27 protein-coding genes are annotated in these 25,654 nt (G+C 74.8%); 15 read left to right on the top strand and 12 right to left on the bottom strand.

Going from position 1 to position 25,654, the window contains the following annotated elements:
• Nucleotides 1–84: 84 nt before the first annotated feature.
• The gene (locus tag ABT048_RS31650; protein WP_502894099.1) at nucleotides 85–741 is read right to left on the bottom strand and encodes a uridine kinase family protein; all 657 of its coding nucleotides are present in this window, start codon (nucleotides 739–741) and stop codon (nucleotides 85–87) included.
• A 210-nt stretch (nucleotides 742–951) separates the two neighbouring features.
• On the opposite strand from ABT048_RS31650, the gene ABT048_RS31645 reads away from it, so the two are divergent.
• Complete coding sequence (locus tag ABT048_RS31645; RefSeq protein ID WP_350524991.1) at nucleotides 952–2,115, top strand: acyl-CoA dehydrogenase family protein; 1,164 nt, start codon at nucleotides 952–954, stop codon at nucleotides 2,113–2,115.
• Between the two features lie 209 nt (nucleotides 2,116–2,324).
• Here ABT048_RS31645 and ABT048_RS31640 read toward each other — a convergent pair whose 3' ends face one another.
• Nucleotides 2,325–2,819, bottom strand: coding sequence for a hypothetical protein (locus ABT048_RS31640; RefSeq protein WP_350524990.1), 495 nt, complete (start codon nucleotides 2,817–2,819; stop codon nucleotides 2,325–2,327).
• A gap of 229 nt (nucleotides 2,820–3,048) precedes the next feature.
• On the opposite strand from ABT048_RS31640, the gene ABT048_RS31635 reads away from it, so the two are divergent.
• The 5 genes from ABT048_RS31635 (at nucleotide 3,049) to fxsA (ending at nucleotide 8,126) form a co-directional block, all read left to right on the top strand.
• A complete protein-coding gene (locus tag ABT048_RS31635) occupies nucleotides 3,049–3,489 on the top strand; it encodes an Lrp/AsnC family transcriptional regulator (protein WP_350524989.1) in 441 nt (146 codons plus the stop codon).
• Nucleotides 3,490–3,520: 31 nt separating this feature from the next.
• Nucleotides 3,521–5,161, top strand: a complete 1,641-nt coding sequence (locus tag ABT048_RS31630) for an amidohydrolase (protein ID WP_350524988.1) — start codon at nucleotides 3,521–3,523, stop codon at nucleotides 5,159–5,161.
• A gap of 113 nt (nucleotides 5,162–5,274) precedes the next feature.
• Entirely contained in the window at nucleotides 5,275–5,733 is a 459-nt protein-coding gene (locus tag ABT048_RS31625) for a GNAT family N-acetyltransferase (RefSeq protein WP_350524987.1), read from the top strand.
• A gap of 112 nt (nucleotides 5,734–5,845) precedes the next feature.
• Nucleotides 5,846–7,492 (top strand): apolipoprotein N-acyltransferase, encoded by a 1,647-nt coding sequence (gene lnt, locus ABT048_RS31620; RefSeq protein WP_350524986.1) that lies wholly within the window; start codon nucleotides 5,846–5,848, stop codon nucleotides 7,490–7,492.
• Nucleotides 7,493–7,547: 55 nt separating this feature from the next.
• Nucleotides 7,548–8,126 (top strand): FxsA family membrane protein, encoded by a 579-nt coding sequence (gene fxsA / locus ABT048_RS31615; RefSeq protein ID WP_350524985.1) that lies wholly within the window; start codon nucleotides 7,548–7,550, stop codon nucleotides 8,124–8,126.
• Nucleotides 8,127–8,284: 158 nt separating this feature from the next.
• On the opposite strand, the gene ABT048_RS31610 is transcribed toward fxsA, so the two are convergent.
• The 3 genes from ABT048_RS31610 to ABT048_RS31600 form a co-directional block, all read right to left on the bottom strand.
• Entirely contained in the window at nucleotides 8,285–8,659 is a 375-nt protein-coding gene (locus ABT048_RS31610; RefSeq protein ID WP_196949106.1) for an RNA polymerase-binding protein RbpA, read from the bottom strand.
• A gap of 283 nt (nucleotides 8,660–8,942) precedes the next feature.
• Nucleotides 8,943–10,562, bottom strand: coding sequence for a hypothetical protein (locus ABT048_RS31605; protein ID WP_350524984.1), 1,620 nt, complete (start codon nucleotides 10,560–10,562; stop codon nucleotides 8,943–8,945).
• Between the two features lie 108 nt (nucleotides 10,563–10,670).
• The gene (locus ABT048_RS31600; protein ID WP_188300502.1) at nucleotides 10,671–10,865 is read right to left on the bottom strand and encodes a hypothetical protein; all 195 of its coding nucleotides are present in this window, start codon (nucleotides 10,863–10,865) and stop codon (nucleotides 10,671–10,673) included.
• A 411-nt stretch (nucleotides 10,866–11,276) separates the two neighbouring features.
• Here ABT048_RS31600 and ABT048_RS31595 point away from each other — a divergent pair, with 411 nt between their 5' ends.
• The 3 genes from ABT048_RS31595 to ABT048_RS31585 are packed head-to-tail and all read left to right on the top strand — an operon-like array spanning nucleotide 11,277 to nucleotide 13,382.
• On the top strand, nucleotides 11,277–11,693 hold the full coding sequence (locus ABT048_RS31595; protein ID WP_350524983.1) for an ankyrin repeat domain-containing protein: 417 nt from the start codon (nucleotides 11,277–11,279) through the stop codon (nucleotides 11,691–11,693).
• Nucleotides 11,694–11,717: 24 nt separating this feature from the next.
• The gene (locus ABT048_RS31590) at nucleotides 11,718–12,236 is read left to right on the top strand and encodes a GNAT family N-acetyltransferase (RefSeq protein ID WP_350524982.1); all 519 of its coding nucleotides are present in this window, start codon (nucleotides 11,718–11,720) and stop codon (nucleotides 12,234–12,236) included.
• Nucleotides 12,237–12,293: 57 nt separating this feature from the next.
• Nucleotides 12,294–13,382: a serine hydrolase domain-containing protein gene (locus ABT048_RS31585; protein ID WP_350524981.1), complete on the top strand. Its 1,089-nt coding sequence runs from the start codon at nucleotides 12,294–12,296 to the stop codon at nucleotides 13,380–13,382.
• A gap of 51 nt (nucleotides 13,383–13,433) precedes the next feature.
• Here ABT048_RS31585 and ABT048_RS31580 read toward each other — a convergent pair whose 3' ends face one another.
• The 3 genes from ABT048_RS31580 to ABT048_RS31570 form a co-directional block, all read right to left on the bottom strand.
• Nucleotides 13,434–14,084 (bottom strand): vitamin K epoxide reductase family protein, encoded by a 651-nt coding sequence (locus tag ABT048_RS31580; RefSeq protein ID WP_350524980.1) that lies wholly within the window; start codon nucleotides 14,082–14,084, stop codon nucleotides 13,434–13,436.
• Between the two features lie 89 nt (nucleotides 14,085–14,173).
• On the bottom strand, nucleotides 14,174–14,989 hold the full coding sequence (locus ABT048_RS31575) for a DsbA family protein (protein WP_350524979.1): 816 nt from the start codon (nucleotides 14,987–14,989) through the stop codon (nucleotides 14,174–14,176).
• A 175-nt stretch (nucleotides 14,990–15,164) separates the two neighbouring features.
• On the bottom strand, nucleotides 15,165–15,839 hold the full coding sequence (locus ABT048_RS31570; RefSeq protein ID WP_350524978.1) for a hypothetical protein: 675 nt from the start codon (nucleotides 15,837–15,839) through the stop codon (nucleotides 15,165–15,167).
• A gap of 176 nt (nucleotides 15,840–16,015) precedes the next feature.
• Here ABT048_RS31570 and ABT048_RS31565 point away from each other — a divergent pair, with 176 nt between their 5' ends.
• Nucleotides 16,016–16,894, top strand: coding sequence for a CHAD domain-containing protein (locus ABT048_RS31565; RefSeq protein ID WP_350524977.1), 879 nt, complete (start codon nucleotides 16,016–16,018; stop codon nucleotides 16,892–16,894).
• Between the two features lie 34 nt (nucleotides 16,895–16,928).
• Here ABT048_RS31565 and ABT048_RS31560 read toward each other — a convergent pair whose 3' ends face one another.
• A complete protein-coding gene (locus tag ABT048_RS31560) occupies nucleotides 16,929–17,717 on the bottom strand; it encodes a uracil-DNA glycosylase (RefSeq protein WP_350524976.1) in 789 nt (262 codons plus the stop codon).
• Between the two features lie 191 nt (nucleotides 17,718–17,908).
• Between ABT048_RS31560 and ABT048_RS31555 the strand changes: the two genes are divergently transcribed.
• Nucleotides 17,909–18,901, top strand: a complete 993-nt coding sequence (locus tag ABT048_RS31555; RefSeq protein ID WP_350524975.1) for a slipin family protein — start codon at nucleotides 17,909–17,911, stop codon at nucleotides 18,899–18,901.
• A gap of 76 nt (nucleotides 18,902–18,977) precedes the next feature.
• A complete protein-coding gene (locus tag ABT048_RS31550) occupies nucleotides 18,978–19,427 on the top strand; it encodes a CBS domain-containing protein (RefSeq protein ID WP_350524974.1) in 450 nt (149 codons plus the stop codon).
• Between the two features lie 79 nt (nucleotides 19,428–19,506).
• Here the strand turns inward: ABT048_RS31550 and ABT048_RS31545 are convergent, their stop codons facing one another.
• Entirely contained in the window at nucleotides 19,507–19,917 is a 411-nt protein-coding gene (locus ABT048_RS31545; protein ID WP_350524973.1) for a PaaI family thioesterase, read from the bottom strand.
• Between the two features lie 111 nt (nucleotides 19,918–20,028).
• On the bottom strand, nucleotides 20,029–20,655 hold the full coding sequence (locus ABT048_RS31540) for a TetR/AcrR family transcriptional regulator (protein WP_350524972.1): 627 nt from the start codon (nucleotides 20,653–20,655) through the stop codon (nucleotides 20,029–20,031).
• A 72-nt stretch (nucleotides 20,656–20,727) separates the two neighbouring features.
• Between ABT048_RS31540 and ABT048_RS31535 the strand changes: the two genes are divergently transcribed.
• On the top strand, nucleotides 20,728–21,240 hold the full coding sequence (locus ABT048_RS31535) for a DUF1453 domain-containing protein (protein ID WP_350524971.1): 513 nt from the start codon (nucleotides 20,728–20,730) through the stop codon (nucleotides 21,238–21,240).
• Between the two features lie 42 nt (nucleotides 21,241–21,282).
• Nucleotides 21,283–21,795, top strand: coding sequence for a hypothetical protein (locus tag ABT048_RS31530; protein WP_350524970.1), 513 nt, complete (start codon nucleotides 21,283–21,285; stop codon nucleotides 21,793–21,795).
• A 22-nt stretch (nucleotides 21,796–21,817) separates the two neighbouring features.
• Here the strand turns inward: ABT048_RS31530 and ABT048_RS31525 are convergent, their stop codons facing one another.
• Complete coding sequence (locus tag ABT048_RS31525) at nucleotides 21,818–24,739, bottom strand: FAD-binding and (Fe-S)-binding domain-containing protein (protein ID WP_350524969.1); 2,922 nt, start codon at nucleotides 24,737–24,739, stop codon at nucleotides 21,818–21,820.
• Between the two features lie 122 nt (nucleotides 24,740–24,861).
• On the opposite strand from ABT048_RS31525, the gene ABT048_RS31520 reads away from it, so the two are divergent.
• Complete coding sequence (locus tag ABT048_RS31520) at nucleotides 24,862–25,560, top strand: HIT family protein (protein WP_350524968.1); 699 nt, start codon at nucleotides 24,862–24,864, stop codon at nucleotides 25,558–25,560.
• Nucleotides 25,561–25,654: the final 94 nt, after the last annotated feature.

Raw genomic sequence — 25,654 nt, 5'->3', positions numbered from 1 at the left:
GGCGCCCCCGGCTCACGGGGGAACAAGCCGGGGACGCCGGGTCCGATGCGGCCGGACGCTTTCGTTCCGGCGGCTGAGGAGAACCTAGATCCTGGTGATGTCGCAGGTCAAGGCGCTTGTTGAAGGTTCACCGACGGTGCCCGGCGCGATCCGGCCGGTCACCCCGTCGACCCGCGTCACGGCGTACGGGCGGCTCGGGTCGGTGGCGAAATGCGCCGATTCGGCCCGCGCCCAGCCCGCCCAGAACTCGGCCAGATCCGGACCGTCCCGCTCCTCGCCGCGCCGACGGGCCGCGTCGGCGTCCAGCTCCATCCAGATCACCCGGGCCAGCCACGGCCGCACCGCCCGCCGCCCCGCGCCGACCCCCTCGACCAGCACCACCGGGGCGGCCGGCACCTCGGCCGTGCCCGCGAAGCGCCGCAGCGTCCAGTCGTACACCCGGTACGCGGTGTCCCGCCCGGCCGCCAGCGGCTCCAGCACCTGCTCGCGCAGCCGCCCGGTCCACCCGAAGGGCTCCTCGTGGGTGGCCAGGTCGTCGAGGTGGACCACCGGAGCCCCGCCGAGCGCCCCCGCCAGCCGCCCGGCGAAGGTCGTCTTGCCGGAGCCCGCGTGCCCGTCCACCGCGACCAGCCGCACCGCCCCGCAGGACGGCGGCAGCGCGCGCAGCTCCGCCGCGAGCGCGCTCAGCGCGTCGCCGGGAGTGCACCGGGCATGGGTGGGGAGGGTTCCGGAAGCAGCCACATCGTCAACCCTACGGTGCCGTAGCCCACCACTGCGGACAGTTCATCTGTGCAGGTCGTGACGGCAGCGCGGGTTTGGGGCATACTCGCCTTCGCCATGACTGTGAACGGCCGTTCACCGCAACCCGGTGCCGGTCGGTCCGACCTGCCCCACCCGCGCCGGACCCGCCAAACCTCGGCCCGGCGCCCGATCGAGGAGGCGACCGCCGCCATGACCCCGTCCCCTGTGAAAGCCGTGGAGCGCCAGCTGCCCAGTGACGAGGCGCGCGAGCTGCTGAGCCTCACCCGGGACCTGGTGCAGCGCGAGCTGCAGCCGCGCGCGGCGGAGGACGAGGCCGCCGGCCGCTTCCCGCGGGAGGTCTTCCGCACCCTCGGCGAGGCCGGCCTGCTCTCCCTCCCGTACGACGAGAAGTACGGCGGCGGCGAGCAGCCCTACGAGGTCTACCTGCAGGTCCTGGAGGAGCTCTCGGCCGGCTGGCTGGCCGTCGGCCTCGGCGTCAGCGTGCACACCCTCTCCTGCCACGCGCTGGCCACCTTCGGCACCGACGAGCAGCGCGACAAGTGGCTGCCCGGCATGCTCTCCGGCGAGCAGCTCGGCGCCTACTGCCTCTCCGAGCCGCAGTCCGGCTCGGACGCGGCCGCGCTGCGCACCCGCGCCGACCTCGACGGCGAGGCGTACGTGGTGAACGGCACCAAGGCGTGGATCACCCACGGCGGGCAGGCCGACTTCTACAGCGCCCTGGTGCGCACCGGCGTCGACGGCCCCAAGGGGATCAGCTGCCTGCTGGTCCCGGGCGCCCAGCAGGGCCTGTCGTCGGCCCCGCCGGAGCACAAGATGGGCATGCGCTCCTCGCCGACCGCCCAGCTGCACTTCGACGGCGCCCGGGTCCCCCGCGAGCGGCTGGTCGGCGAGGAGGGCCAGGGCTTCCAGATCGCGCTCGCCGCGCTCGACTCCGGCCGCCTCGGCATCGCCGCCTGCGCGATCGGCGTCGCCCAGGCCGCGCTCGACCTCGCCGTCGACTACGCGCGCACCCGGCGCCAGTTCGGCCGTCCGATCGCCGACTTCCAGGGCCTGTCCTTCATGCTCGCCGACATGGCCACCCAGATCGAGGCGGGCCGCGCGCTCTACCTGTCCGCCGCGCGCCTGAAGGACGCCGGCCGGCCGTTCTCCAAGGAGGCGGCGATGGCCAAGCTGTTCTGCACCGACACGGCGATGCGGGTGACCACCGACGCCGTCCAGGTGCTCGGCGGCTACGGCTACACGCAGGACTTCCCGGCCGAGCGCTTCATGCGCGAGGCCAAGGTGCTGCAGATCGTCGAGGGCACCAACCAGATCCAGCGCCTGGTGATCGGCCGCCACCTCACCAAGGGCTGACGCCCGGCCGCAGGACGCCCGACCGAGGGGTGTCGCCCGACCGCAGGGCGACACCCGTCGAGGGCGGACGCCCGACGAAGGCCCGCTGCCGGGGACGGTCCGGGTCTTCCCCCCAACGGCCTCCGGTCGTCACTCCAGGGTGCGGAGTGACGACCGGAGGCATTCGACTGTTCTGACGGAGAATCAACTCCCCTGCGCGGGGCGGGCGGTCAGCGCCGGACGAGACGGCGGCGCTGCTCCGGGATCGAGCGGAGCGCGGCGACGGTCGGGGCCGAGGGCACGGGCGGCACGGACTGGCCGATGGCCGCGATCCGCACCGGGCAGTGCGCCACCGCGTGCGAGAACGGCTGGGTGCGCCAGTCCAGCCCGTTCGGGAGGCTGAACAGCGCGTCGAACCCGGTCGGTTCGGTGTCCTCCGGGGCCTCCACCTCCGCCAGGTCGTCGGTGGGCGCGCCCGAACCCGGGCAGATCGCGGGGGCGAAGGGGTTCCAGGCGGTCGGCAGCAGGGCGTGCTGCGGCAGCCGCTCCTCGTCCGCCACCAGGGCGATCGGACGGCGGCACTCGGGGCAGTGGACCCGGAAGATCTCCCAGGTCTCGGCCTCGCCAGGATCGGTGCCCGGCGCGTGGTCGACCGCGAGGTCGTCGCGGCCGGTCGTATCGTCGGTCTCGTCGGCGCCCAGCACGCGCTGGTCAGTAGCAGGCATGAGGATCCCCCTAGGATCGGGCCCGGCGTGGTCATCCAGGGCCACAACCAGCACTTCCCTGTGACACGGACTCATAACCCTGCGGTGCCGTGCACCGCGATGCACCGGGTGTGTCCTTGGCCACACCGGCTGCCACATGCACCCGGCACGTGCCCGCGCAGTACCTGCGATCTCCCTCCGTGCCACCGCGTGCGCCCCCCGTGCACCCGACCGGGTAGGTTTGCCGACTGTGGAGGATCTAGACCAACGCATCGTCCAGCTGCTCCTTGAGGACGGCCGGATGAGCTACACGGACCTGGGCAAGGCCACCGGCCTGTCCACCTCGGCGGTGCACCAGCGCGTGCGCCGCCTCGAACAGCGCGGGGTGATCCGCGGCTACACCGCGATCGTCGACCCCGACGCCGTCGACCTGGCGCTGACCGCGTTCATCTCGGTCAAGCCCTTCGACCCCAGCGCCCCGGACGACACCCCCGAACGCCTCGCCGGCCTGCCCGAGATCGAGGCCTGCCACAGCGTCGCCGGCGACGAGAACTACATCCTCAAGGTGCGCGTCGGCGCCCCCGGCGACCTGGAGGACCTGCTCGCCCGCATCCGCAGCGCCGCCGGGGTCTCCACCCGCACCACCGTCGTGCTCTCCACGCCGTACGAGGCACGACCCCCGAAGCTCTGAGCCCGAACGGGCGAGGTGCAGACTTGGCCGCATGACCGAACGCACCCTCCCTCCTGGCCCGACCTCGGGCAGGAGGGGCCCCCGAACCGTCCTGCTGCGCGGCGGCGCCGTCTACAGCCCCGCCGACCCGTTCGCCACCGCGATGCTCGTCGAGGGCGAGCACATCGCCTGGGTCGGCAGCGACGGCGCCGCCGAGGCGTACGCCGCGACCGCCGACGAGATCGTCGAGCTGGCCGGTGCCCTGGTCACCCCCGCCTTCGTCGACGCCCACGTGCACGCCACCGCCACCGGACTGGCGCTCACCGGCCTCGACCTCACCGGCAGCCCCTCGTTGGCCGCCACCCTGGAGGCCGTCAGCGCCTTCGTCGACGCCCGGGCCGAGTCCGGCGGGGTCCTGATCGGCCACGGCTGGGACGAGACCGGCTGGCCCGAGGGCCGCCCGCCGACGCTCGCCGAACTCGACGCCGCCGCCCGGGGCGCCGCGCTCTACCTCTCCCGCACCGACGTGCACTCCGCGCTCGCCACCAGTGCGCTGCGCACCCTCACCGAGGGCCTCGCCGAGCGGCCCGGGTACGCCCCCGAGGGCCCGCTGACCAAGGACGCGCACCACGCCGTCCGGCAGACCGCGCTCGCCCGCCTCACCCCCGAGCAGCGCCGCCGTGCCCAGCACGCCACCCTGGCCCGCGCCGCCGAACTCGGCATCGGCGCCCTGCACGAGTGCGCCGGCCCGGAGATCTCATCCGAACAGGACCTGGCCGCCCTCCTGGCCCTGGCCGCCGAGGGCGAGGGGCCCGAGGTCTTCGGCTACTGGGGCGAGTCGGGCGGGGTCGAGACGGCCCGCCGGCTCGGCGCGGTGGGCGCCGGCGGCGACCTCTTCGTGGACGGCGCGCTCGGCTCGCGCACCGCCTGCCTGCACAGCCCGTACGCCGACGCCGAGCACACCGGCACCGCCTACCTGACCGCCGGTCAGGTGGCCGACCACGTCGCCGCCTGCACCGAGGCCGGGCTGCAGGCCGGCTTCCACGCGATCGGCGACGCCGCCGTGGCAGCGGTCATCGAGGGCGTCCGGGCGGCCGGCGAGCGGGTCGGCGCCGACCGGGTCAGGGCCCTGCGCCACCGCGTCGAGCACGCCGAGGCGCTGGACGACGAGTCCATCAAGGCCTTCGGCGAACTCGGCCTCACCGCCTCCGTGCAGCCCGCCTTCGACGCCGCCTGGGGCGGCCCGGAGGGCATGTACGTCCAGCGCCTGGGCGCCGAGCGGGCCGCCGCGCTCAACCCCTTCGCCGCCCTGCTGCGGGCCGGCGTCCCGCTGGCCTTCGGCTCGGACGCCCCGGTCACCCCGCTCGACCCCTGGGGCACCGTACGGGCGGCGGCCTTCCACCGGACCCCGGAGCACCGGATCTCGGTGCGCGCCGCCTTCACCGCCCACACCCGCGGCGGCTGGCGTGCGATCGGCCGCGACCAGGACGGCGTCCTGGTGCCCGGGGCCGTCGCCAGCTACGCGATCTGGGCGGCCGGGGACCTGGTCGTCCAGGCCCCCGACTCCCGGGTGGCCGGCTGGTCCACCGACCCGCGCTCCGGCACCCCCGGCCTGCCCGACCTCACCCCGGGCCACCCGCTGCCGACGTGCCTGCGCACGGTGGTCCGCGGCCGCACCGTCCACCAGCGCTGAACCCGGGCGTCCGCGCCGGACGGGCACCGGCGCCGAACCGGGCGCCGGCGCCCGACCGGATGCGGCGCTTAACCGGGTGAGGACGCGGCGCACCGGCCCGTAGGTTGACCACCATGACGACCGACCCGCTGGTACCCGCCGACTTCGCCGTCCCCCACGAGCTGCTCGCCCCGGAGTTCCGCCTGGAGCCCCTGGGCGAGCAGCACAACGCCTCCGACCACGCCGCCTGGACCGGCAGCATCGGGCACATCCGCGCCACCCCCGGCTTCGTCGGCCGCAACTGGCCGCCCGTGGACGGGATGCCGCCGGAGGAGAACCTGGCCGACCTGCGCCGCCACGCCGCCGACTTCGCCGCCCGCACCGGCTTCACCTACACCGTCCTGGAGCCGGCGGGCGGCGAGGTGATCGGCTGCGTCTACATCTACCCGGACCGCGAGGACCCGTCGGTGGTCGCCGTCAGCTCCTGGGTCCGGGCCGACCGCGCCGAGCTGGACGCCCCGCTCCACCGCGCCGTCTCCGACTGGCTCGCCGAGCACTGGCCGCTGGGCCCGATCCGCTACGCCGAGCGCTGACCACCGGGAAGCCCCGGGCCCCTACCACCCTCACCTCACGTCGCACCGACGTTCCGGGGTACCTTCTTCGCACAGCGTCCGAACAGCAAGCCCCCAGGAAGATGGTGCGCCGGTGGCCATTCCCGTCACCCAGGAGCGGTCCGGGACCGCGCCCGCGTCCGAGGAGCCGGCGCCCCGACCGGGCCGCGGTGCCCGTGCGCTCGCCAAGGTCCGTGCCGGGCTGCCCCGGACCGGCCTGGCGGCGCTGGCCGGCCTGCTGCTCGCCCTCGCCTTCCCGCCGTACGACCTCTGGCCGCTGTCCCTGCTCGGCGTCGCCGCGCTGTCGCTGCTCACCCGGGGCCGCACCTTCCGCCAGGGCCTGTGGACGGGCTTCGCCTTCGGCCTGCCGTTCTTCCTGATGCTGCTCAGCTGGCTGCGGGTGGTCGGCTGGGACGCCACGGTCGGCCTGTCCGTCGTCGAGGCGCTGTTCCTGGCCCTCCTCGGCGGCGCCCTTGCCGTCACCTCCCGGCTGCCCGGCTGGCCGCTCTGGGCGGCCTGCCTGTGGATCACCCAGGAGTGGGCCCGTGACCGGCTGCCGCTCGGCGGCTTCCCCTGGGGCCGGCTCGCCTTCGCCAACACCGCCACCCCGTACACCCCGCTCGCCGCGCTCGGGGGCGCGCCGCTGGTGACCTTCGCGGTCGCCCTCTCCGGTGCCCTGCTCGCCTGGGCCGCGCTGCGCCTGCGGGGCCCGCGCAGGGCCCCGAGGGCGGCAGCGCTGGCGGCGCTCGGCGCGGTCGCCGCGCTGCTCGCCGGCTACGTCGTCCCGGTGCCCACCGCCGCGGCCGACACGGTGAAGGTCGCCATCGTCCAGGGCAACGTGCCCAACCCGGGCATGGACTTCCTCGGCCGCCCGATGATGGTGCTCAACAACCACGCCTCGGCCACCGAGCGCCTGGCCGCCGACATCGCCGCCGGCAAGGTGCAGCGCCCCGACGTCGTGATCTGGCCGGAGAACTCCTCCGACCTCGACCCGTTCAGCGACCCGCTGGCCTACGAGCGCATCGACGAGGCCGTCAAGGCGATCGGCGTGCCCACCCTGGTCGGCACCCTGGTGGACGGCCCGGACGCGCAGCACGTCCAGAACGAGGGCATCGTCTGGGACCCGCGGAGCGGCCCCGGTGCCTCCTACACCAAGCAGCACCCCGTGCCGTTCGGCGAGTACGTGCCCTTCCGCGCCCAGCTGATGAAGGTGATCACCCGCCTCCAGCGGGTCGCCCGGGACTTCTACCCCGGCGACCACAACGGCGTGATGCAGCTCGGCCCGGCCCGGATCGGCGACGTCATCTGCTTCGAGGTGGCCTACGACGAGATCGTCCGCGACACCGTGGACAGCGGCGCCCGCGTCCTGGTGGTCCAGACCAACAACGCGACGTACGCCAAGACCGGCCAGCCCGAGCAGCAGCTCGCGATGAGCCGGCTGCGGGCCGTCGAGCACGGCCGGGCGGTGCTGATCGCCGCCACCAGCGGCATCAGCGCGGTGATCTCCCCGGACGGCACCGTCGAGCAGCGCACCCAGGAGCTGACGCCCGCCGAGCTGTCGGCGACCGTCCCGCTGCGCGACGGCACCACGGTGGCCGACCGGGTCGGCGCCGCCCCGGAGTGGACGCTGGCCATCGGCGGCCTGCTGGCCTGCGGTGCCGCGGTGCTGGTCGGACGCCGTCGGAAGGCCACCGGCGGAACACCGGCCGGGCAGGATTCGTTGGACCAGGTGGTGCCGTAGCCGGCCCGGATCTCCCGTGCGGCGCGCAGAGCACCGCTTGGAGTGGATTCGTACCGTGACGCAGCAAGCTACCCCCACCCGTCCGGCCCCGCGCGGCAGGCTCCGCCGGGTGCTGCCGCTGCTGATCACCGTCTGGCTGGTGCTGGAGATCTGGCTGCTGGTCCAGGTCGGCTCGTGGCTGGGCGGGTTCACCGTCCTGCTGCTGCTCGTCGCGGGCGCCCTGATCGGTGGCTCGCTGATCAAGCGGGCCGGGCTGAAGGCGTTCTCGGCGGCGGTCGAGCAGAGCAAGAACCCGCAGTCCCAGCAGCCGCAGACCGGCACCAGCATGACGGTGCTGGCGGGCGTCCTGCTGATCGTCCCCGGGTTCCTGTCGGACCTGCTGGCCCTGACCCTGCTGTTCCCGCCGACCCGGGCACTGTGGCGGGCGGCCGGGCGCCGGCTCGCCGACAAGGCGCTGCGCAGCGCCGGCGCCGTCGGCGCCGACCCGTTCGCGGACGCGATGCGGCTGCAGGAGCAGCTGCGCATCCACCGTCCGGACGGCAAGGTGATCCAGGGCGAGGTCGTCGAGCCCGAGGCGGGCCCGCGCGGCCCGCAGGGCCCGGACACCACCTACCGCCCGCCGATCGCGGGCTGACCGCCCGACCACCGGCCCGGGGCCCGCAGGCCCCGGGCCGAGCCGCATGCCTCTCCGGGACCCCGGAGGACGTGACCCGACCGGCCCCGGACAGCGCGAAAGGGACCCTGGAAACCAGGGCCCCTTTTCGCGTCCTCCCGCACGGGGCGGGAGCGAGGTCAGGCGCTCTTACGGGTGTCCCGCGGGTGCACCGCGAGGTTCATCCCTCCGGAGCGGAGCACGGCCAGCCGCTCGGCCAGCACCTCCTCCAGCTCCTCGCGCGTCCGGCGCTCCATCAGCATGTCCCAATGGGTGCGCGTCGGCTTGGTCTTCTTCTCCTCCGGCTCGTCACCGTCGAGAAGTGCCGCCTCCTGGCCACAGAAGCGACATTCCCAGGTCGGGGGGATCTCCGCCTCGACCGAGAAAGGAACCTCGAATCGGTGTCCGTTCTGACATGCGTACTCGACGGTCTGGCGGGGAGCCAGATCGATACCACGGTCGGTCTCGTAGCTAGTGGCCCCGAGTCGCGTGCCGCGGAGAGCTCGCTCGCTCATGAATCGTGCCTCCCGGGCTTATGGCCCACAGGACTAGTGGTCGCTGTTCTTCGTCGTTCGGTCAACGCTCGGCTTCCGACGAAGATTCCCGTCCCGGGACATGCGTCGTCTGTCGTGCCGCCCCTGTTTGTACCCACCTGCGCCCGATTTGTCACATCTGGCCGCTGATATCACCCCAGGTGTCACCTATTTCACATCTGGTGATCGTGGGGACTTTCTGTGTCGAGCGTACCGGGACGGGTTCCGACAGCGTCCGTCGGCCCCGTCCCGGCGCTGCGAGGGGTCAGGAGATCGGGCGCGATCGGATCATCGGCTCGCCCTTGGCGAGGTCGACCGGCCGGGTCTGCGGGGCCGGGTCGACCGGTGCGCCCAGCGGCGGGCGCTCCGGGCGGGGCGGCACGCCGGCGGCCGCCTCGGTGCGGGTGTCGCGGTGCGGCAGCAGGGCGATCACGGCGTCCCGCAACGAGGCCGGGGCCTCGTCGTCCAGCGGGTCGACGGTCGCCGGCACCTGCAGCCGGGCCGGGGCGCCGTTGCCGATCCGGGCGTAGCCGCGGCCGACCGGGGCGTGCGCGGCGGGCACGATGTCCAGCGGCGCGCCGAGCGCGGCCCGGGCCTCGTCCGGCCCGGCCGGGCCGAGCACCACGCGGGCCCGGGTGGTGGAGCGGACGGTCGGGGTGATCCGGTCCCGGGCCTCGACGTCCTCGGCGATCACGACGGTGACCCGGGCGGCCCGGCCGTGCCGCAGCGGGAGCTCCAGCAGGTCCTGCGGGTCGGGGCGGCCCTCGGCCTGGGCGAGCTCGCTCAGCTCGGTCGGGTGGTCCAGCAGCAGCCACAGCGGCCGGGTGGCGTCCTCGGGCGGGGTGGAGCCGGCGCGCCGGGCGGCGTTGAGCGCGGTGAGCCGGCGTTCGGTCTCCTGGGCCGCCCACTCCAGGGCGGCCAGGGCGCCGTGCAGGCTGGTCTCCACGGTGTGCACGCCGGGCCGGTTCACCAGGCAGGCGTGCTCGCCGGTGCCCGCGCCGTCGACGACCACCAGGTCGGCGTACGGGAGGGCCTGCAGCGCGATCGAGCGGAGCAGGCTGGAGGTGCCGTAGCCGGCGACGCCGAGCGCCAGCAGGTGCGGCTCGGAGGAGCGCGGGCCGGTGCGCCAGACCACCGGCGGCTGCTGGACGGTCGTGCCGCCCTGGGTGACGGGGATCGTCCGGGCGGTGCCGTCCTCGTCGGTGAAGCCCAGCACGATCTCGCCGGGGGCGGCCACGAACCGCTGGGCGACGACGTCGGTGGGCAGCGGGGCGAGCGCGGTGATCCGCAGCCGGTTGGACTCCTCGTCCCAGTCGAAGCGGTACTCCCGGGCCCGGCCGGCCTTGCCCTGGACGACCTGCTCGATCCGGGCCCGGGCGGCCGGCTCGGTGTCGGTGAAGTACGCGGGGTAGCCGAGTTCGAGCCGGGAGAGCCGGCCCTCGCCGTCGAACTCCCAGGAGCTGAAGACGTCCTTGTAGCTGCCCTCGAAGTGGTACATCGGGTTGGCGTCGTCGGGGCCGCACAGGTACGGGGTGAGGGCGGCGTAGAGGGCGCCGAGCTTGACGTCGGCGACGTCCGGCGCGGCCGGGGCGGACGGCGCCTTGGGCGCCCGGCCGGCCCAGGCGGCGCTGGCCATCAGGCCGACCAGGGCGAACAGCAGGCCGTGCGGCAGCAGGTAGATGCCGACCAGCATCGCGGCGGTCAGGAACAGCGTCGGGCCGCGGCGCTCCTTGGGGGTGGTCTGCCAGCGCCCCTTGGCCCAGGCGGCGTGGTGGCGCATGCCGCGGCCGATGACGGAGAGCGGGGCGAACATGTCGGAGGCGTGGTCCCCGGCGGTCCGGGCGATCTCGCGGCCCTTGCTGAGGTGGCGGTGCAGCGGCAACATTCCTTGACTCCCCGGGCGGGTGGGACGAACGGGTGGGGTGCGGAGGTGGGGTACGACGGGGCCCGGGGCGGTGGGATCCGCGCCCGGGCCGTTACGGGGTGGTGGCGGCTAGAACCTGATGCCGCTGAGCAGGCTCGCGAGGCTGGCGCCGCCCGCGGTGATGCTGGGGGCGATCGACGAGCCGGCGATGTAGAAGCCGAGCAGGGCGCAGACGATGGCGTGGGAGACCTTTAGCCCGTCCCTGCGGAAGAAGAGAAAGGCGATGGTGCCGAACAGGACGATGCCGGAAATCGAGAGGATCACGTTCCGCTCCTCGGGAGGGGGGACAAGCGGGGGTGGGTGTTACGGAAAGTGCATTAATCGTGACAAAAAGTAATAGATGATGGAACGGGGCAAACGGGTGGTTCTGCCGTTCAATGCCGTTCCGGAAGCCGGACGGCGGTGTGCGAACCGGCCGGGGTGGGGCCGGTCGCCGCGGGGAAGCCCCGGGGATTCGGTGCGCCCAGGCATTCCCGGGGGGCGGTCGGGAAGTTTCCGGAGGGTCCGGAAAGTTCGCTCGAATGGCTGTGCCACCCGCTCGGACGCGCGTCCGCGCCGGCCCGGGCCGTCATCCGGATCACGGACACCGGCTGGTCCGCTCCGGCGCCGGCCGCTACCGTGCCCTGGGCGCAGCCGCGTGACCGCCCGACGACCCGACCGGAAAGGCCGCCCGCCATGACCGACGCCGCCAGCCAGCAGCCCGCCGACGCCCCCGACGCCGAGGTGATCGCGCTGGCCGGGAAGCTCTTCGACGCCGCCCGCGCGGGGGAAACCGACACCCTGGCCGCCTACCTGGGCGCCGGCGCCCCGGCCGACCTCACCAACGACCGCAGCGACACCCTCGTCATGCTCGCCGCGTACCACGGCCACGCCGCCACCGTCGAGGCCCTGCTCCGGCACGGCGCCGACCCGAACCTCGCCAACGACCGCGGCCAGACCCCGCTGGCCGGCGCCGTCTTCAAGGGCGCCGAGGACGTGCTCGCCGCCCTGCTGGCCGGCGGCGCCGACCCGCACGCCGGCACCCCGAGCGCCCTCGACACCGCCCGGATGTTCGGCAAGGAGGACCTGGTCGCCCGGTTCGAGGCCCGCTGAGCGGGGATCGTAGGCTTTTCAACCATGGACACCATCGCCACCGAGGACACCGGAACCGTCGACTTCCGCATCACCGGCTACGCGCACCCCGACGCCCAGGCCCTGTCGGCCGAGGTCCAGCAGGAGTACGTCCGCCGCTACGGCGACCCCGACTTCACCGAGATGAACGCCGAGGACTTCGACGCGCCGGCCGGACTGTTCCTGATCGCCTACCTGGACGGCCGCCCGGTCGCCTGCGGCGGCTGGCGGGCCAAGGAGGCCGGCGGGCCGGACCGGCTGCTCGACGGCGACGCCGAGCTGAAGCGGATGTTCGTGGTCCCGGACGCCCGCGGCCGCGGCCTGGCCCGGGCGGTGCTGCGCCACCTGGAGCGGACCGCGGTCGAGGCCGGCCGCACCAGGTTCATCCTGGAGACCGGCACCCAGCAGCCCGAGGCCATCGCGCTCTACGGGTCCGAGGGCTACGTCGCGATCACCAAGTTCGGGTACTACAAGGACCACCCGCTGGCGGTCTGCCTCGGCAAGGAGCTCGTCGCGGCGGTCTGAGCGGCCGCCCCGCCGGGTAGGCTCCCGTCGCCCTGACGACAGCCCCTGGGGGACGGGATGAGCCAGCGAGGGACGAGCCACCGAGCACCCGGAGCCGACCGGCTCCCCGCCCTGGCCGCGCCCGGCGGGGAGCTGGACCGGCTGGTCCGGGCGGGCGTGCGCAGCGTCGGGGCGGGCGCCGTCTGGGCCGTCGGCGACGCCGGGGGCACGCTCGGCGGCGGCAGCGACGGCCCGCTCGGGCAGGGCCCGTACGCGCGGCTCGCACCCGGGCCGGACACGCTGTACGACCTCGCCAGCCTCACCAAGATCGTCGCGCTCTGGCCCTGCGCCGGGGCGCTGTGGCAGTCCGGGCTGCTGCCGCTGGACGAGCCGCTCGGCCGCTGGTGGCCGCCGGCCGCCGGCCGGCCCGCGGGCGCGGTGACGGCCCGGCACCTCCTCGCCCACACCGCCGGGATGCTCCCGTACACCCGCTTCGAGCAGCTCTACGGGCGCGACCGCGCGGCGATCCGGGCCGGGGTGGTCGCGGCGGCGCTGCACCGCGCGCCCGGCACCGCCGTCGAGTACACCGACCGCGCGGCCGTGCTGCTCACCCACCTGGTCGAGGACCTCGCCGGCGAACCGCTGGACGCCCTCGCCGCGCGCCGGGCCTGGCAGCCGCTCGGCATGGCCGACACCCGGTACGGGCCGCTCGACGCCGCGCTCGCCGAGCGTGCGGCGCCCACCGAGTACGACGAGCGGACCGGCACCCACCTGCGCGGCGTCGTCCACGACCCGTCCGCCCGGCTGCTCGGCGGCGTCTCCGGCAACGCCGGCGCCTTCTCCACCGCCCGCGACCTCGCCCGCTTCCTCACCGCGGTGCTCGCCCCGCCGCCCGGACTCGCCTGGGGCGGGGCGTGGATCGAGGAGTCGCTGCGCGAGCAGACCGGCGGACTGCGGCCCGCCCGGGGCCTGTCCTGGCTGTACGCCCCCGGTACCGAGCCCGCCGACGCCACCTTCGTCCACTACGGCTTCACCGGGACCGGCTTCTGGGTCTCCCGGCGGCTCGGCCGCTGGGCGCTGCTGCTCACCAACAAGGTGCACTACGACCGGGTCACCCAGCCGCTGACCGACCTGCGCAACGCCTACCGGCGGCTGGTGTTCGGCTGAGGGCCGACGACACTCGTTCGGGTGATCGAGTGCGAACCGCGTGACGAACGGTCAGAGGAGCGTGCTCCAGTAGTACCAGAACCGGTTGAGCACCAGCAGCGCGATCACCGCGGCCCACAGCACCGGCAGCGCCCAGTGGTAGCGGGCCGCCTCCCGCACGACCGCCTGCAGCCGCGGGCCCACCGGTATCACCCCGGTGCGCACGTTGTGCAGCGTGGTGTACCAGAACAGCACCACCACCGTCGCCCACACCACCATGCAGTACGGGCACAGCGCGCCGATGTCGTACAGCGCCTGGTCGACCAGCCAGTGCACGAACACCACGCCCAGCGCGGTGCCCGCGTGCAGGCCCAGCCAGAACCAGCGCCGGTACGCGGCACCGGCGAGCAAGCCCGCCCCGATCGCGGCCAGGGCACCGAAGGCGGCCAGGCCGAGCAGCGGGTTCGGGAAGCCGAACACCTCCGCCTGCTCGGTGCGCATCACCGAGCCGCAGCTGATCACCGGATTGATGTTGCAGCTGGGGACGTAGGAGGGGTTCTCCAGGATGCGGAGCTTGTCGAAGGTCAGGACGGCCGAGGCCGCCAGACCGATCAGCCCGCCGAGGAACAGCAGGACCGCGTAGGCCCGGCCCGCCCCGATCGGGGCCCGGCCGGCGGCGTCGGGAGCGGGACGGGACGGGTGCACGGTGGTGGCGGAGGACATGGCAGCACACTCCGGTGGCTGGCTGGGAGGAGCCGGCCCGGCCGGGACATCGGCCGGGCCGGTGGTGCCGTGCGGGGGAGCGGGCCGGCCTACTGCAGGCCGGCGGCCTGCTTGACCTGGGCGGTGAACTGCTCCGGCGGGACGACGGCGTTGCCCGCGAACAGGGTCACCGGCTTGCCGTCCACCTTGACGGTCGGCGTGCCGGTCACCCCGCTGTCGTTGAACGCGTCGGCCACCTTCGCCGCCCACGGCGCGTAGGTCCGGTCGGTGACGGCCTTCACGAAGGCGTCGGTCTTCAGCCCGGGCACCTGGCCCGCCAGGTCCAGGAGGTGGTTCACGTCGCCGAAGCCGTCCTGGCGCTCGTCCGGCTGGTTGGCGTACAGCACGTCGTGGAACTGCTTGAACTTGTCCACGCCCTCGTTCAGCGCGGCGCCGGCGGCGGCCAGCGCGGTGCGCGAGCCCTTGCCGCCGAGGTTCTTGTCCAGGAAGGCCGCCAGGTGGAACTCCACCTTGATCTGGCCGTCCTCCGTCAGCTTCTTGACGGTCTCGCCGTTCGCCGCCTCGAAGTGCTTGCAGACCGGGCAGCGGAAGTCCTCGTAGACCTCCATGGTGTGCGGCGCGTCGGCCTTGCCGTAGGTGATCACCGTGCCGTCCGGTCCCCCGGCGTTCGCCGGGACGACCAGCGGGGCGGCGGTGGCGGCCGCGGCGGCCTTGTCGTCCTTCTTCGAGGCCGAGCCGATCGCGACCGCGGCGCCGCCCGCGAGGGCGAGCACGGCGACCGCGGAAACGGTCACGACGATCCGCTGACGGCGCTTGGCGGCCTGCTGCTCGCGGCGCTGCGCCTCCTGGATCCGCTCACGGACACTGGTGCGGTTGGCCTGCTGCTTGCTGGGGGCCTGAGCCATGGGAAGTCAACTCCTGTACGCGGCGCGCGGGTGCGCGCGGGGAACCGCACCGGGTGCGGCGGGGTCGGGGAAACGCGGGAGTCGTGCGCACTGCCTGCGGGCGTACCGCGTCCGTCGTCCTGACGGGGCCACGGAAAGGTGATCGGTGTCCGGGGAGTGCCCGGTACGGAAGCGATCAGCAGGCAGGCGCGAAGGCCGGCGGGCCGCGCCGGGGCGCCGGGCTGAGCACCACGTCCTCGCGGCGCGGCCGCGCGTGGTCCGACACCGGCAGCGGCACCCGCAGCACCGGGCGAGCCGGGGCCGGGACCAGCAGGACGAGCAGGGCGCGCAGCGGCCGGGCCACCGACTGGCGCAGCGCGCGCAGCGCCCGGGCCAGGCCCGACAGGGCCGAGTCGCCCAGCCGCAGCCAGGCGGCGGCCGCCAGCGCGATCACCAGGTGCACCAGCAGGAGCAGCAGTTGGGTCATGACCGGCGCCAACTGCCCGGCGTGGCCCAGCGGGCCCGAGAGCAGCGACCCGTCCATCGAACCGCCGCCGCAGACCAGCAGGTTCACCCCGCGGGCGGGGGACTGGCCGGAGAGCACCGGCCCACAAGCGGTCTGGCCCAGGTTGAACGTGGTGTTGAGCAGCAGCTCGACCGGCACCATCACGGCGGAGATGTGCAGCATCCGCCGCTCCCCGCCGGCCAGCGCGGCCGCGACCAGGAAGACGACGGCGCACGCGGAGGCCACCAGCGACAGCGGCAGCGGACGGCCCGTGATGACCACCTGGCCCAACGCGGCCATCGGCACGGCGAGCGCGGTGAACACCGCGGCCCGCAGGGCCCTGGTCGCATGGGTCGAGGTCGTCACGCTCCGGAGTATGCCATGAGGCTCACACCCGGGACGAGGGCGCATGGACCCTTGCGCTTTCGCCTGACACGCCCTCAACGGGACGCGGGGTCGACAGCGGCCGCGGCCGGACTAGCCTGGAATCGTTCCCGGCGACCCCGACGAGGGGACGGACCCCGACGAGGGGATGAAGGCGCATGGCGAAACCCGAGACCACGGTGGGGCAGGTGCTGCTGGCCCGCGTCGAGGCCCAGGCGGCCGTACTGGCCGGACTGGACGACGCCGTCCGGGCCGACGAACCGGACGCGGTGCACCGGATGCGGGTCGCCTGCCGGCGGCTGCGCAGCGCCCTGCGGACCTTCCGCCGGCTGTTCACCCCCGGCGCGACGGACCAGCTGGTCACGGAACTGCGCTGGCTCGGCGCCGCGCTCGGCGGCGCGCGCGACCTTGAGGTGCTGGCCGAGCGGCTGGCGGCCCAGGCCCGCGAGCTGCCGGCCGCGTGCGGCCCGGAGCGGGTCGCCGCCGCACTGGAGCAGTGGGGCGAGCGTGAGTACCGGCGGGTGCGGCCCGAGGTGGTCGCCGCCCTCGACAGCCCCCGCCGCCGCGCCCTCGGCGACGCCCTCGCCACCCTGCTCGCCGACCCGCCGCTGCGCCGCCGCGCCGCCCGCCCGGCCCTGCCCGAGCTGTCCCGCATCGCCGCCCGCGAACAGGAACGCACCGCCGGCCGCGTCCGGACGGCCCTGGCCGCGGCGGCCGACGAACGCGACCACGCCCTCCACGAGGCCCGCAAGGCCGCCAAGCGCGCCCGCTACGCCGGGGAGACCGCCGCTCCGGCGGCCGGCGCGCGGGCCGAGCGCTTCATGGCACGGATGAAGGCCGTCCAGGAGGTCCTGGGCGAGCACCAGGACGCGGTGGTCGCCGCGGCCACCCTCGCGGCCCAGCCGGTGGCCGCCGCCGAGCCCTTCGGCTACGGCGCCCTGTACGGCCGGCAGCTGGCCGCCGAGTCCGCGGCCCGCGAGCGGCTGCCGGGCGTGTGGCAGCGGGCGGGCAAGCGGAAGCTGACGCGGTTCGGGTAGCGCTCCCGCGGCGTCGGGGGGTTGAAGGCGGGCCCTACCGCGGGTCGAGCCCCGCCGAGCGGGCCGCGTCGCGCAGCAGGTCGCGGAGCATCGTGGTGGTCAGACGGCCGGTGTTCGTGTTGCGCGGGCTCACGTGGTAGCAGCCCCGCAGGCGCAGCGGCGGGCCGCCGTCACGGGCGGGGAGGTCGACCAGCGCGGCGTGGCCGAAGACCGGCTGCGGGCGGGGGACCTGCCAGCCGGCGTCCGCGACCACCGGGAGCAGGGCCTGCCAGGCGAAGCCGCCGAGGGCGACCACGGTCCGTACGGTCGGGCGCATCAGCTGCAGTTCGCGGGTGATCCAGGGGCGGCAGGTGTCGCGTTCGGCGGTGCTCGGCTTGTTGTCGGGCGGGGCGCAGCGGACCGGGTCGGTGATCCGCACGCCGTACAGCTCCAGGCCGTCGCCGTGCCGGACGGAGTGCGGGCGGTTGGCGAGCCCGAGGTCGTGCAGGGTCGCGTAGAGCAGGTCGCCGGAGGGGTCGCCGGTGAAGATCCGGCCGGTGCGGTTGGCGCCGTGGGCGGCGGGGGCGAGCCCGACCAGGACGAGCGGGGCGTCGGGCGGGCCGAAGCCGGGGACGGGGCGGGCCCAGTAGTCCCAGTCCCGGTAGGCGCGGCGCTTGGTGCGGGCGGTCTCCTCGCGCCACTCGACCAGGCGGGGGCAGGCCCGGCAGCCGGTGACCACGCGGTCCAGCGCGGTGAGTCCGTCGGCGCGGGCGGCGGCTTCGGCGGGGTGGCGCGGGTGGCCGGGGTCGTCGGCGGGGGACGGCGGCGGGGCCGTGATCGGCATGGCCTCGATCCTAGGTGGGCAGCGCCCGCCCCGGTGCCTTGCGGTTTGCCCGGTTGCGTCCTGGTCCGGTCGGGTTCGATCCGGTTGTGGCCGGGCAGACGTAGCGTGGAAGCAGTTGCTCCGGCGCCGCCGCCTGTCCGGGCGGGCGGTGGTCGGAGGCGCCGGTGGGCGCAGGCCGCGAGGAGGCCGCGATGATCGTCGATGCGGTGCTGGGGGCTCTCGGAGGGCTGGCGGCCCTGGGAACGATCTGGGCGGCCATGAGCATCAGGGTGGTCCAGCAGTTCCAGAAGGGCGTGGTGTTCCGCTTCGGGAAGGTGCGCGACGAGGTGCGTGAACCCGGGCTGGTGGCGCTGATGCCGGTCGCGGACCGGCTGCGCCGGGTGAACGTGCAGATCGTGACGATGCCGATCCCGGCGCAGGAGGGCATCACCCGGGACAACGTGACCGTACGGGTGGACGCGGTGGTCTACTTCCGCGTGGTGGACCCGGTGAAGGCGACGGTCAACGTGCAGGACTACAACTTCGCGATCTCCCAGGTCGCGCAGACCTCGCTGCGCTCGATCATCGGCAAGAGCGAGCTGGACGACCTGCTGGCCAACCGGGAACCGATCAACCAGGGGCTGGAGTTGATGATCGACAGCCCGGCACTGGGCTGGGGTGTCGAGATCGACCGGGTGGAGATCAAGGACGTCGCGCTGCCGGAGTCGATGAAGCGCTCGATCGCCCGCCAGGCCGAGGCCGAGCGGGAGCGGCGCGCGCGGATCATCACGGCGGACGGCGAGTACCAGGCCTCGGAGCGGCTGTCGGACGCCGCCGCGGTGATGAGCGCGACCCCGTCCGCGCTCCAACTGCGGCTGCTGCAGACCGTGGTGGAGGTGGCGGCGGAGAAGAACTCGACCCTGGTGCTGCCCTTCCCGGTGGAGCTGCTGCGCTTCCTGGAGAGCGCGACCGAGGCCCAGCAGCGGAACCTGCTGACAGCGGCCGCCGCGGCCGTCGGGGCGAAGGCCGCGGAGGAGGCCGTGGAGAGCGGGGAGGTCTCCGAGGAGGAAGTGGAAGCCGAGCCGCCCCGACACGAAATCCCGCCGCTTGAGGAGCTGTTGGAGCACTCGCCGCTGGATGAGCCGAACTCGCCGGACGGGCGGCCCGGACGGGGCACAGGCGCTCCGGCGGATCCGGAGCACTGAGCGTCGGCCCGGTGGCGGCGGCCCTGGGCCCGGACCACGATGGACAGGGGGAGGAAGCCAGGTCAGGAGGCGGACCATGACCATAGCCAGCGACATCATGCACCCGGGCGCGGAGTGCATCCGCGAGAACGAGACGCTCGCGGCCGCCGCCCGGATCATGCGGGAACGGAACGTGGGCGCCCTGCCCATCTGCGGCCCGGGCGACAAGCTGCTGGGCATCGTGACCGACCGCGACATCGTGCTGCGCTGCGTCGCCGAGGGCCGTGACCCGGCTGCGGTGACGGCGGGCGAGCTGGCGCAGGGGCGGCCCATGACGGTGGAGGCCGACGAGGACTGCGAGCAGGTGCTGCGGGTGATGGAGCAGTACCAGGTGCGCCGCCTGCCGGTGATCAACCACCCGGAGCACAAGCTGGTCGGCATGATCAGTGAGGCGGACATCGCGCGCGGCATGCCGCAGGCGCGGGTGGCCGAGTTCGTGTCGGCGGTCTGCGCGGAGGAGGCGCCGACGAAGGCCGCGCTGAGCTGACGCCGCCGTACGCACGCGGGCTGCTGAGGCCCCCACCCCGCCGGGGTGGGGGCGCTCCACGCCGCGGTGGACGGGCTGGTCAGCCCAGGGCGTAGACGGCGGTGGCGTGGGCGGCGGGTTCGTCGGTGCCCTCGGCGGTGAGGGTGATGTCGAGGAAGGCGATCCGGCGGCCGAGCTTGGTGATCCGGGCGTGCACCAGGACGTCCCGGCCGACGACCGCGCGCTGGAAGCTCGTGGACTGCTGGACGGTGGTCATCGGGCCGAAGCCGCCGTTCGCGGCCGAGACCGCGACCACGCACGCGGTGTCGGCGGCGGCCATCAGCGCCTGGCCGGACATCCCGCCGCCCTCGCGGGCGAGCCGGTCGGACCAGGGGAGGCGCAGGACGGCGTGGCGCTCGCCGGTCTCGGCGGTGGACAGGCCGAGGGCCTGCACCCAGGGGGCGAAGTGGTCGGCCAGGAGCTTGTCCGCCTCGGCGGTGGTGAGGGTCATCGCGCCATTGTGGCGGGGGTGTCGGCGCGCTGTCAGGAGATCGGTGCGGTTGTCCGGAGGCTGCGGTGGCTGTCCGGAGGGCGGGCGATTGTCCGGAGGCCGGGGCGGTGGTCAGAAGGCCGGTGCGGCCAGGGTGTCCAGGTGGCGGTGGAGCACCGCGCGCAGCTCGTCCGGGCCGACCAGGTCGGGGTGCTGGACGGCCTGCAGGGTGAGGCCGTCCAGCAGTGCGGAGAGCCGGCGGGTCTCGACGTCGAGGTCCAGGCCCGGGGCGAGGCCGCCGGTGCGCCCGGCCTCGACCAGGACGCGCCGGACCAGGGCGTCCAGTCCGGCCTGCATCTCGGCGGCGCGGGGCCGTAGTTCGGGCCGGGTGCGGGCGGCGGTGACGAAGGAGAGCCAGAGCGCGGACTCCTCCCTGCGCTCGGCGTCCAGCGGGAGGATCTCGGCGAGCAGCCGGGCGGTCCGCGCCTGCCGGTCGTCGTCGGGGGCGGCGTCCGGGTCGAGCAGCGCCCGGGCGTGGACGCGGACGCGGGCGTCGATCCGGCGGCCCAGTTCCTGCATCGCGAAGATCATCAGTTCGGAGCCGCCGGCGAAGTAGTGCCGCACCGAGCCGATCGCCAGCCCCGCCTCGTCGGCCACGTTGCGCAGCGAGGCGTGCTCCAGGCCCTCCCGGGCGGCGACGCGCAGGACGGCGTCCGCGACGGCCTGACGGCGTTCCACGGGGTCGACGATCTTCGGCATGTTGCCGTTATAGCACGGTCGAGCTAAATTGTTTATTTAGCACGGTCGAGCCATAAAAATGGGGAGTGGGACATGGACAGCAGGGTGCACCTGGTGCTGATCGCCGTCGTGATCGTCGTGGTGGTGGTCCGACGGCTGCGCGGTGAACCGCTCAATGCTCGGGACCTCTTCGCGCCGCCGGTGGTGCTCACCGGCCTCGGCGGTTGGGTGGTGCTGCAGCGGCACGGCCTCGGCGCGGGTGACTACGCCTGGGTGGCGGCCGGTGTCGGGCTCGGCGTCGCCCTCGGGGCGGCCCGCGGCGCCACCATCCGGGTCTACGAACGCGAGGGGGTGCTGTGGCAGCGCTACACCGGCCGGACCTTTCTGGTCGCGGCGCTCTCGCTGGCGGTGATGGCCGGCTTCGCCGTGCTCGCCGAGCGCGGCGGTCTCGCCCCGGACGGCCGGCCGGTGCAGCTGTCGATCGGCGTCGGCTTCCTGGGGGAGGCCCTGGTGGTCGGCCGTCGCGGGCTCTCCTCCGGGATCCCGTTCGCGCCCGAGCAGCGGAGTTCCGGGATCCGGTGGGGCTCGGACCGATCCGGTCGGTAACTTTGGTTGTCAAGCGCAGAGTTGACAACTAGGGTTGTCGGCATGACGACCGTGGAGATCACCCCGGAGCAGCAGGCGGAGCTGGCCAAGGCCCTGCTCGACGCGCTCGACCCCCTCGCCGCCGCCGTACGCTCGCGCGCGTCCGGCGGCCTGCCCGAGGGGCGGATGTGGGCCGCGGAGCCGGTCGAGGTCTCGCTCTCGGTGCTGTCCGCCTGGAAGCTGGTGGACGCCGAGGTCAAGCGGCTCGCCGCGCTCGCGGCCGCCACCGCCGGTTCCTACGGCGCCAGTTACGAGCAGCTCGGGGCGGCCTGGGGCATCACCCGGCAGGGCGCCCGCAAGAAGTGGCCGGACGCGGTGGGCCGCCCGGTGCCCCGGCCCGGATCGCTCGAACTATTCGGCGGTGCCGCGGAGTTGGACGAGGCGGTGGACGGCTGGCGCTGGACGGCCACCGGCGCCGACGGCGCGGTGGGGGAGGCGGCCGCCGGCTACCCGACCCGGGAGGAGGCGGCGGCGCACGCCGGGGCCTTCCTCGCCGGGCACGCGGTGTCAGCCTGAGCGTCGCAGCGGGCACACGGTGTCAGTCTGAGCGCCGCAGATGGGTGGCGATCAGCTCCGCCAGGTGCAACGCCTGCCGCCCATCGGCGAGTTGGGCGATCTGGGTGCGGCAGCTGAAGCCGTCGGCCAGGACCACCGTCCCCGGTGCGGCGGCCCGGAGCTCAGGCAGCAGGACGCGTTCGGCGATCGCCTCGGACACCTCGAAGTGGCCCTGCTCGAAGCCGAAGTTGCCCGCCAGGCCGCAGCAGCCGGAGTCCAGCACCCGGTTGTCCAGGCCGAGTCGGGCCTCCACCCGGCGGTCGGCGGCGCTGCCGAGCACGGCGTGCTGGTGGCAGTGGGTCTGGGTGACGGCCTCCAGCGGGACCCGGGGGAGCGGGGCGTCGGGGGCGTACTCGTCGATGAACTCGGCGAAGGTGCGGGTGCGTTCGGCGAGCGGGCGGCCGTCCGCGCCGAGCAGGCGGGGCAGGTCCTCGCGCAGGGTGGCGGTGCAGCTCGGGTCCAGGCCGACCACGGGGGTGTCGGCCGGGAGCCCGTCGGCCGCCAGCGTCCGCAGGCTGCGCCGCAACACCCTCCGGGCGGTGCCGAGTTGGCCGGTGGAGTGCCAGGTGAGGCCGCAGCAGACCGGGCCCGAGGGCAGCCGGACGTCGAAGCCCAGGTGCTCCAGCACCTCGACGGCCGAGCGCAGCACGCCCGGCTGCAGGTGGTCGGAGAAGGTGTCCGGCCACAGCAGCACCGGGCGGGCGCCGGCCGGGGCCGGATGCGCGGCGCGGTGCCGCCGGTGCCAGGCGGTGAAGGTCTCCGGCGGGAACACCGGCAGCACCCGGCGCGGGTCGATCCCGCCGAGCCGCTTGAGCAGCCCGCCGAACGGTGAGCGGGCCAGCGTGTTGGCGGCCCCGGGGGCGAGCGCGACGGCCCGCAGCCAGAGCGGCAGCCAGCCCATCGAGTAGTGCGAGCGCGGGCGCGGCCGGTGCCGGTAGTGCTGGTACAGGAACTCGGCCTTGTAGGTCGCCATGTCGACGTGCACCGGGCAGTCGCTCGCGCAGCCCTTGCAGCTCAGGCAGAGGTCCAGCGCCTCGCGGACCTCCTCGGACCGCCAGCCGTCGGGGATCGCCCCGTCGGTCCGGCGGCCCGGGGGCGCGCCCAGCCCGCGCAGCATCTCGGCGAGCAGCCGCGCCCGCCCCCGGGTGGAGTGCCGCTCCTCGCCGGTGGCCATGTAGCTCGGGCACATCACCCCGGTGGTCGGGTCCACGCACTTGGCGACGCCCACGCAGCGGTGCACCGCCCTGGCCAGGCTGCCGCCGTCCTGCTCGTACGGCAGGACCAGCGGCAGCGGGCGGAGCGGCGCGGTGACGAAGCGCAGGTCGGCGTCGAGCGGGCGGGGGTCGACCAGCGCGCCCGGGTTGAGCAGGTTCTCCGGGTCCCAGATCCGCTTGAACCCGCCGAACAGGTCGATGATCTCGGGCGGGTACATGCGCGGCAGCAGTTCGGCGCGGGCCTGCCCGTCGCCGTGCTCGCCGGAGAGCGAGCCGCCGTAGGAGACCACCAGGTCCGCCGCCTGCTCCAGGAACTCCCGGAAGGCCAGCACCCCGTAGGGCTCGTCCAGCGGGAAGTCGATCCGCAGGTGCACGCAGCCCTCGCCGAAGTGCCCGTACGGGACGCCGCGCAGGCCGTGCCGGCGCAGCAGGGCGCGGAGGGCCCGCAGGTAGTCGCCGAGCCGCTCGGGCGGGACGGCGGAGTCCTCCCAGCCCGGCCAGGCCTCCCCTCCGTCGGGCAGCCGGGTGACGATTCCGGCACCGGCCTCCCGTACGGCCCACAGCCCGCGCTGCTCCGCGGGGTCGGTGACCAGCGCGACGGTGGCCGAGCGCTCCCGGCGCACCGCGTCGGCCAGTCGGCGGGCGGCCTGGTAGGCCTCCAGCGGGGTGGCGCCGCCGGTCTCCAGGAACAGCCAGCACTCGCCGGCGGGCAGCCGGTCCAGCGCGGGCGGGCGCGGGCCGGCCGCGAGCAGTGCGGCGATCAGGTCGGCCGCCATGCCCTCGGCGGTCAGCGGGCCGAACGGCAGCAGCGCGGGGATCGCGTCGGCGGCGGCGCCCTCGTCGGGGTAGCCGGCCACCACCAGGGCGCGGGCGGGCGGGTCCTCGACGAGGCGGACGGTGGCGCCGAGCAGCAGCGCGCAGGTGCCCTCGGTGCCGGTCAGCGCCCGGGCGAGGTCGTGGCCGTGCTCGGGCAGCAGCGCGTCCAGCGGGTAGCCGGAGGTGCGGCGCGGCAGCTGCGGCATCCCCTGCCGGATGGTGGCGAGGTTGCGGTCGGTGAACTCCTGGAGCTGCCGGTGGAGTTCACCGGGCCGCCCGGGCAGGTCACGCAGTGCCGCGCGCTCCCGGCCGCCGAGCCGCCCGCCGACGGTCAGCTCGGTGCCGTCGGCGAGCAGCAGCTCCAGCCGCTCCACGTTGTCGGCGGTGCGCCCCCAGGCCAGCGAGTGCGAGCCGCAGGAGTCGTTGCCGATCATGCCGCCGATGGTGCAGCGGCTGTGCGTGGACGGGTCCGGGCCGAAGCGCAGCCCGTACGGCCGGGCGGCGCGCTGGAGGTCGTCCAGCACGGTGCCGGGCCGGACGCGCGCGGTGCGGGCCCCGGGGTCGATCTCCAGCACCTCCCCGAGGTGGCGACGGAAGTCCAGCACCACCGCGCCCGGGCCGATCGCCTGCCCGCCGATGCTGGTCCCGGCCCCGCGCGCCACCACCGGCACGCGGTGCTCGCGGCACAGCGCCAGCGTCGTGCGCACGTCGTCCGGGTCGGCCGGCTTGACCACGCCGAGCGGCAACTGCCGGTAGTTCGAGGCGTCGTGGCCGTACACGGTCCGCTCGGCGGCACCGAAGCGGACCTCCCCGCGCAGTACGGCGGCCAGTTCGCGGGCCAGCTCGGCCCCGGGGGCTGCGGACGGACGGCTCACCAGGGACCTCCCGGGCGGTGCGGCGACACGGCTCCGCCGATGATCGCAGCCGGGGCGCCGCCCGGGTACCGGGCGCGACGGGGGTACCGCCGACGGGGTGTCATGTGGCAGTCTCGGCGCTCATGATCACCGACTCCGCCGCCGACTCCACCGCGGGCGCCCCGGACGGCTCCCCGGCCGATCCCGCGGCCGGCGGGCGCGCCGACGAGCAGGCCCACGACCCGGCCGGGGCCGCCGCCTACCTCGCCCGCCTCCCGATCGGCGAGCCGCTGCCCTTCCCGGCGGACGGCGCGCCGTCCTGGGAGATCTTCCCGTACGAGGGCGAGCTGAGCGTCCGGCGGCTGCGCGCCCCCGAGCTGCCCGAGCCGCCCCGCCAGGGCGAGGACGGCCCGGAGAGCTGCAAGCAGTGCGCCCGCCCGGACTCCGACTTCCTCTGGACCGACGAGCACTGGCGCCTCAGCGGCCCCGACGAGCCGACCGGGCTGCCCGCCGTCCTGCTGCTCCAGCCCCGCGCCCACCACGACCTGCTGGACCTGCCGGCCGAGCTGTCCGCGCGGCTCGGCCCGGTGCTGCAGAGGGTGGAGCGGGCCGTGCTGTCGCTCGGCGGCATCGGCCGGGTCCACGTGAACCGCTGGGGTGACGGCGCCGCGCACCTGCACCTGTGGCTGATCGGGCGGCCCGCGGGGATGCCGCAGCTGCGCGGCTCCACCCTGCCCCTGTGGATGGACGTGCTGCCGCCGCTGCCCGCCGGGGTGACGGCCGAGCGCGCCCGCCGGATCGCCGCCGCGATGGCCGCGGACGGCGGCACCGCGCACGCCTGAGAAAGTGTTGGGTAATTGATCAACTTCATGGCGTGATCCACTGGTGGTGATCTTTGCGTTGCCCTGTCCGCGAAGATCACCGCCATGTGTGTCT

This window comes from Kitasatospora sp. NPDC096140, from assembly GCF_040303045.1.
Classification (GTDB): Bacteria; Actinomycetota; Actinomycetes; order Streptomycetales; family Streptomycetaceae; genus Kitasatospora.
The sequence above is the reverse complement of the archived record's forward strand: the minus strand, read 5'-3'. Positions and strand labels throughout refer to the sequence as shown.

What these genes read in the sequence shown, in the direction of transcription:
- ABT048_RS31645 (WP_350524991.1), top strand. Translation starts at nt 952, where the DNA reads ATGACCCCGTCCCCTGTGAAAGCCGTGGAGCGCCAGCTGCCCAGTGAC.
- ABT048_RS31640 (WP_350524990.1), bottom strand. Translation starts at nt 2,819, where the DNA reads ATGCCTGCTACTGACCAGCGCGTGCTGGGCGCCGACGAGACCGACGAT.
- ABT048_RS31630 (WP_350524988.1), top strand. Translation starts at nt 3,521, where the DNA reads ATGACCGAACGCACCCTCCCTCCTGGCCCGACCTCGGGCAGGAGGGGC.
- ABT048_RS31625 (WP_350524987.1), top strand. Translation starts at nt 5,275, where the DNA reads ATGACGACCGACCCGCTGGTACCCGCCGACTTCGCCGTCCCCCACGAG.
- ABT048_RS31610 (WP_196949106.1), bottom strand. Translation starts at nt 8,659, where the DNA reads ATGAGCGAGCGAGCTCTCCGCGGCACGCGACTCGGGGCCACTAGCTAC.
- ABT048_RS31605 (WP_350524984.1), bottom strand. Translation starts at nt 10,562, where the DNA reads ATGTTGCCGCTGCACCGCCACCTCAGCAAGGGCCGCGAGATCGCCCGG.
- ABT048_RS31595 (WP_350524983.1), top strand. Translation starts at nt 11,277, where the DNA reads ATGACCGACGCCGCCAGCCAGCAGCCCGCCGACGCCCCCGACGCCGAG.
- ABT048_RS31590 (WP_350524982.1), top strand. Translation starts at nt 11,718, where the DNA reads ATGGACACCATCGCCACCGAGGACACCGGAACCGTCGACTTCCGCATC.
- ABT048_RS31585 (WP_350524981.1), top strand. Translation starts at nt 12,294, where the DNA reads ATGAGCCAGCGAGGGACGAGCCACCGAGCACCCGGAGCCGACCGGCTC.
- ABT048_RS31580 (WP_350524980.1), bottom strand. Translation starts at nt 14,084, where the DNA reads ATGTCCTCCGCCACCACCGTGCACCCGTCCCGTCCCGCTCCCGACGCC.
- ABT048_RS31575 (WP_350524979.1), bottom strand. Translation starts at nt 14,989, where the DNA reads ATGGCTCAGGCCCCCAGCAAGCAGCAGGCCAACCGCACCAGTGTCCGT.
- ABT048_RS31565 (WP_350524977.1), top strand. Translation starts at nt 16,016, where the DNA reads ATGGCGAAACCCGAGACCACGGTGGGGCAGGTGCTGCTGGCCCGCGTC.
- ABT048_RS31560 (WP_350524976.1), bottom strand. Translation starts at nt 17,717, where the DNA reads ATGCCGATCACGGCCCCGCCGCCGTCCCCCGCCGACGACCCCGGCCAC.
- ABT048_RS31555 (WP_350524975.1), top strand. Translation starts at nt 17,909, where the DNA reads ATGATCGTCGATGCGGTGCTGGGGGCTCTCGGAGGGCTGGCGGCCCTG.
- ABT048_RS31550 (WP_350524974.1), top strand. Translation starts at nt 18,978, where the DNA reads ATGACCATAGCCAGCGACATCATGCACCCGGGCGCGGAGTGCATCCGC.
- ABT048_RS31545 (WP_350524973.1), bottom strand. Translation starts at nt 19,917, where the DNA reads ATGACCCTCACCACCGCCGAGGCGGACAAGCTCCTGGCCGACCACTTC.
- ABT048_RS31540 (WP_350524972.1), bottom strand. Translation starts at nt 20,655, where the DNA reads ATGCCGAAGATCGTCGACCCCGTGGAACGCCGTCAGGCCGTCGCGGAC.
- ABT048_RS31535 (WP_350524971.1), top strand. Translation starts at nt 20,728, where the DNA reads ATGGACAGCAGGGTGCACCTGGTGCTGATCGCCGTCGTGATCGTCGTG.
- ABT048_RS31530 (WP_350524970.1), top strand. Translation starts at nt 21,283, where the DNA reads ATGACGACCGTGGAGATCACCCCGGAGCAGCAGGCGGAGCTGGCCAAG.
- ABT048_RS31520 (WP_350524968.1), top strand. Translation starts at nt 24,862, where the DNA reads ATGATCACCGACTCCGCCGCCGACTCCACCGCGGGCGCCCCGGACGGC.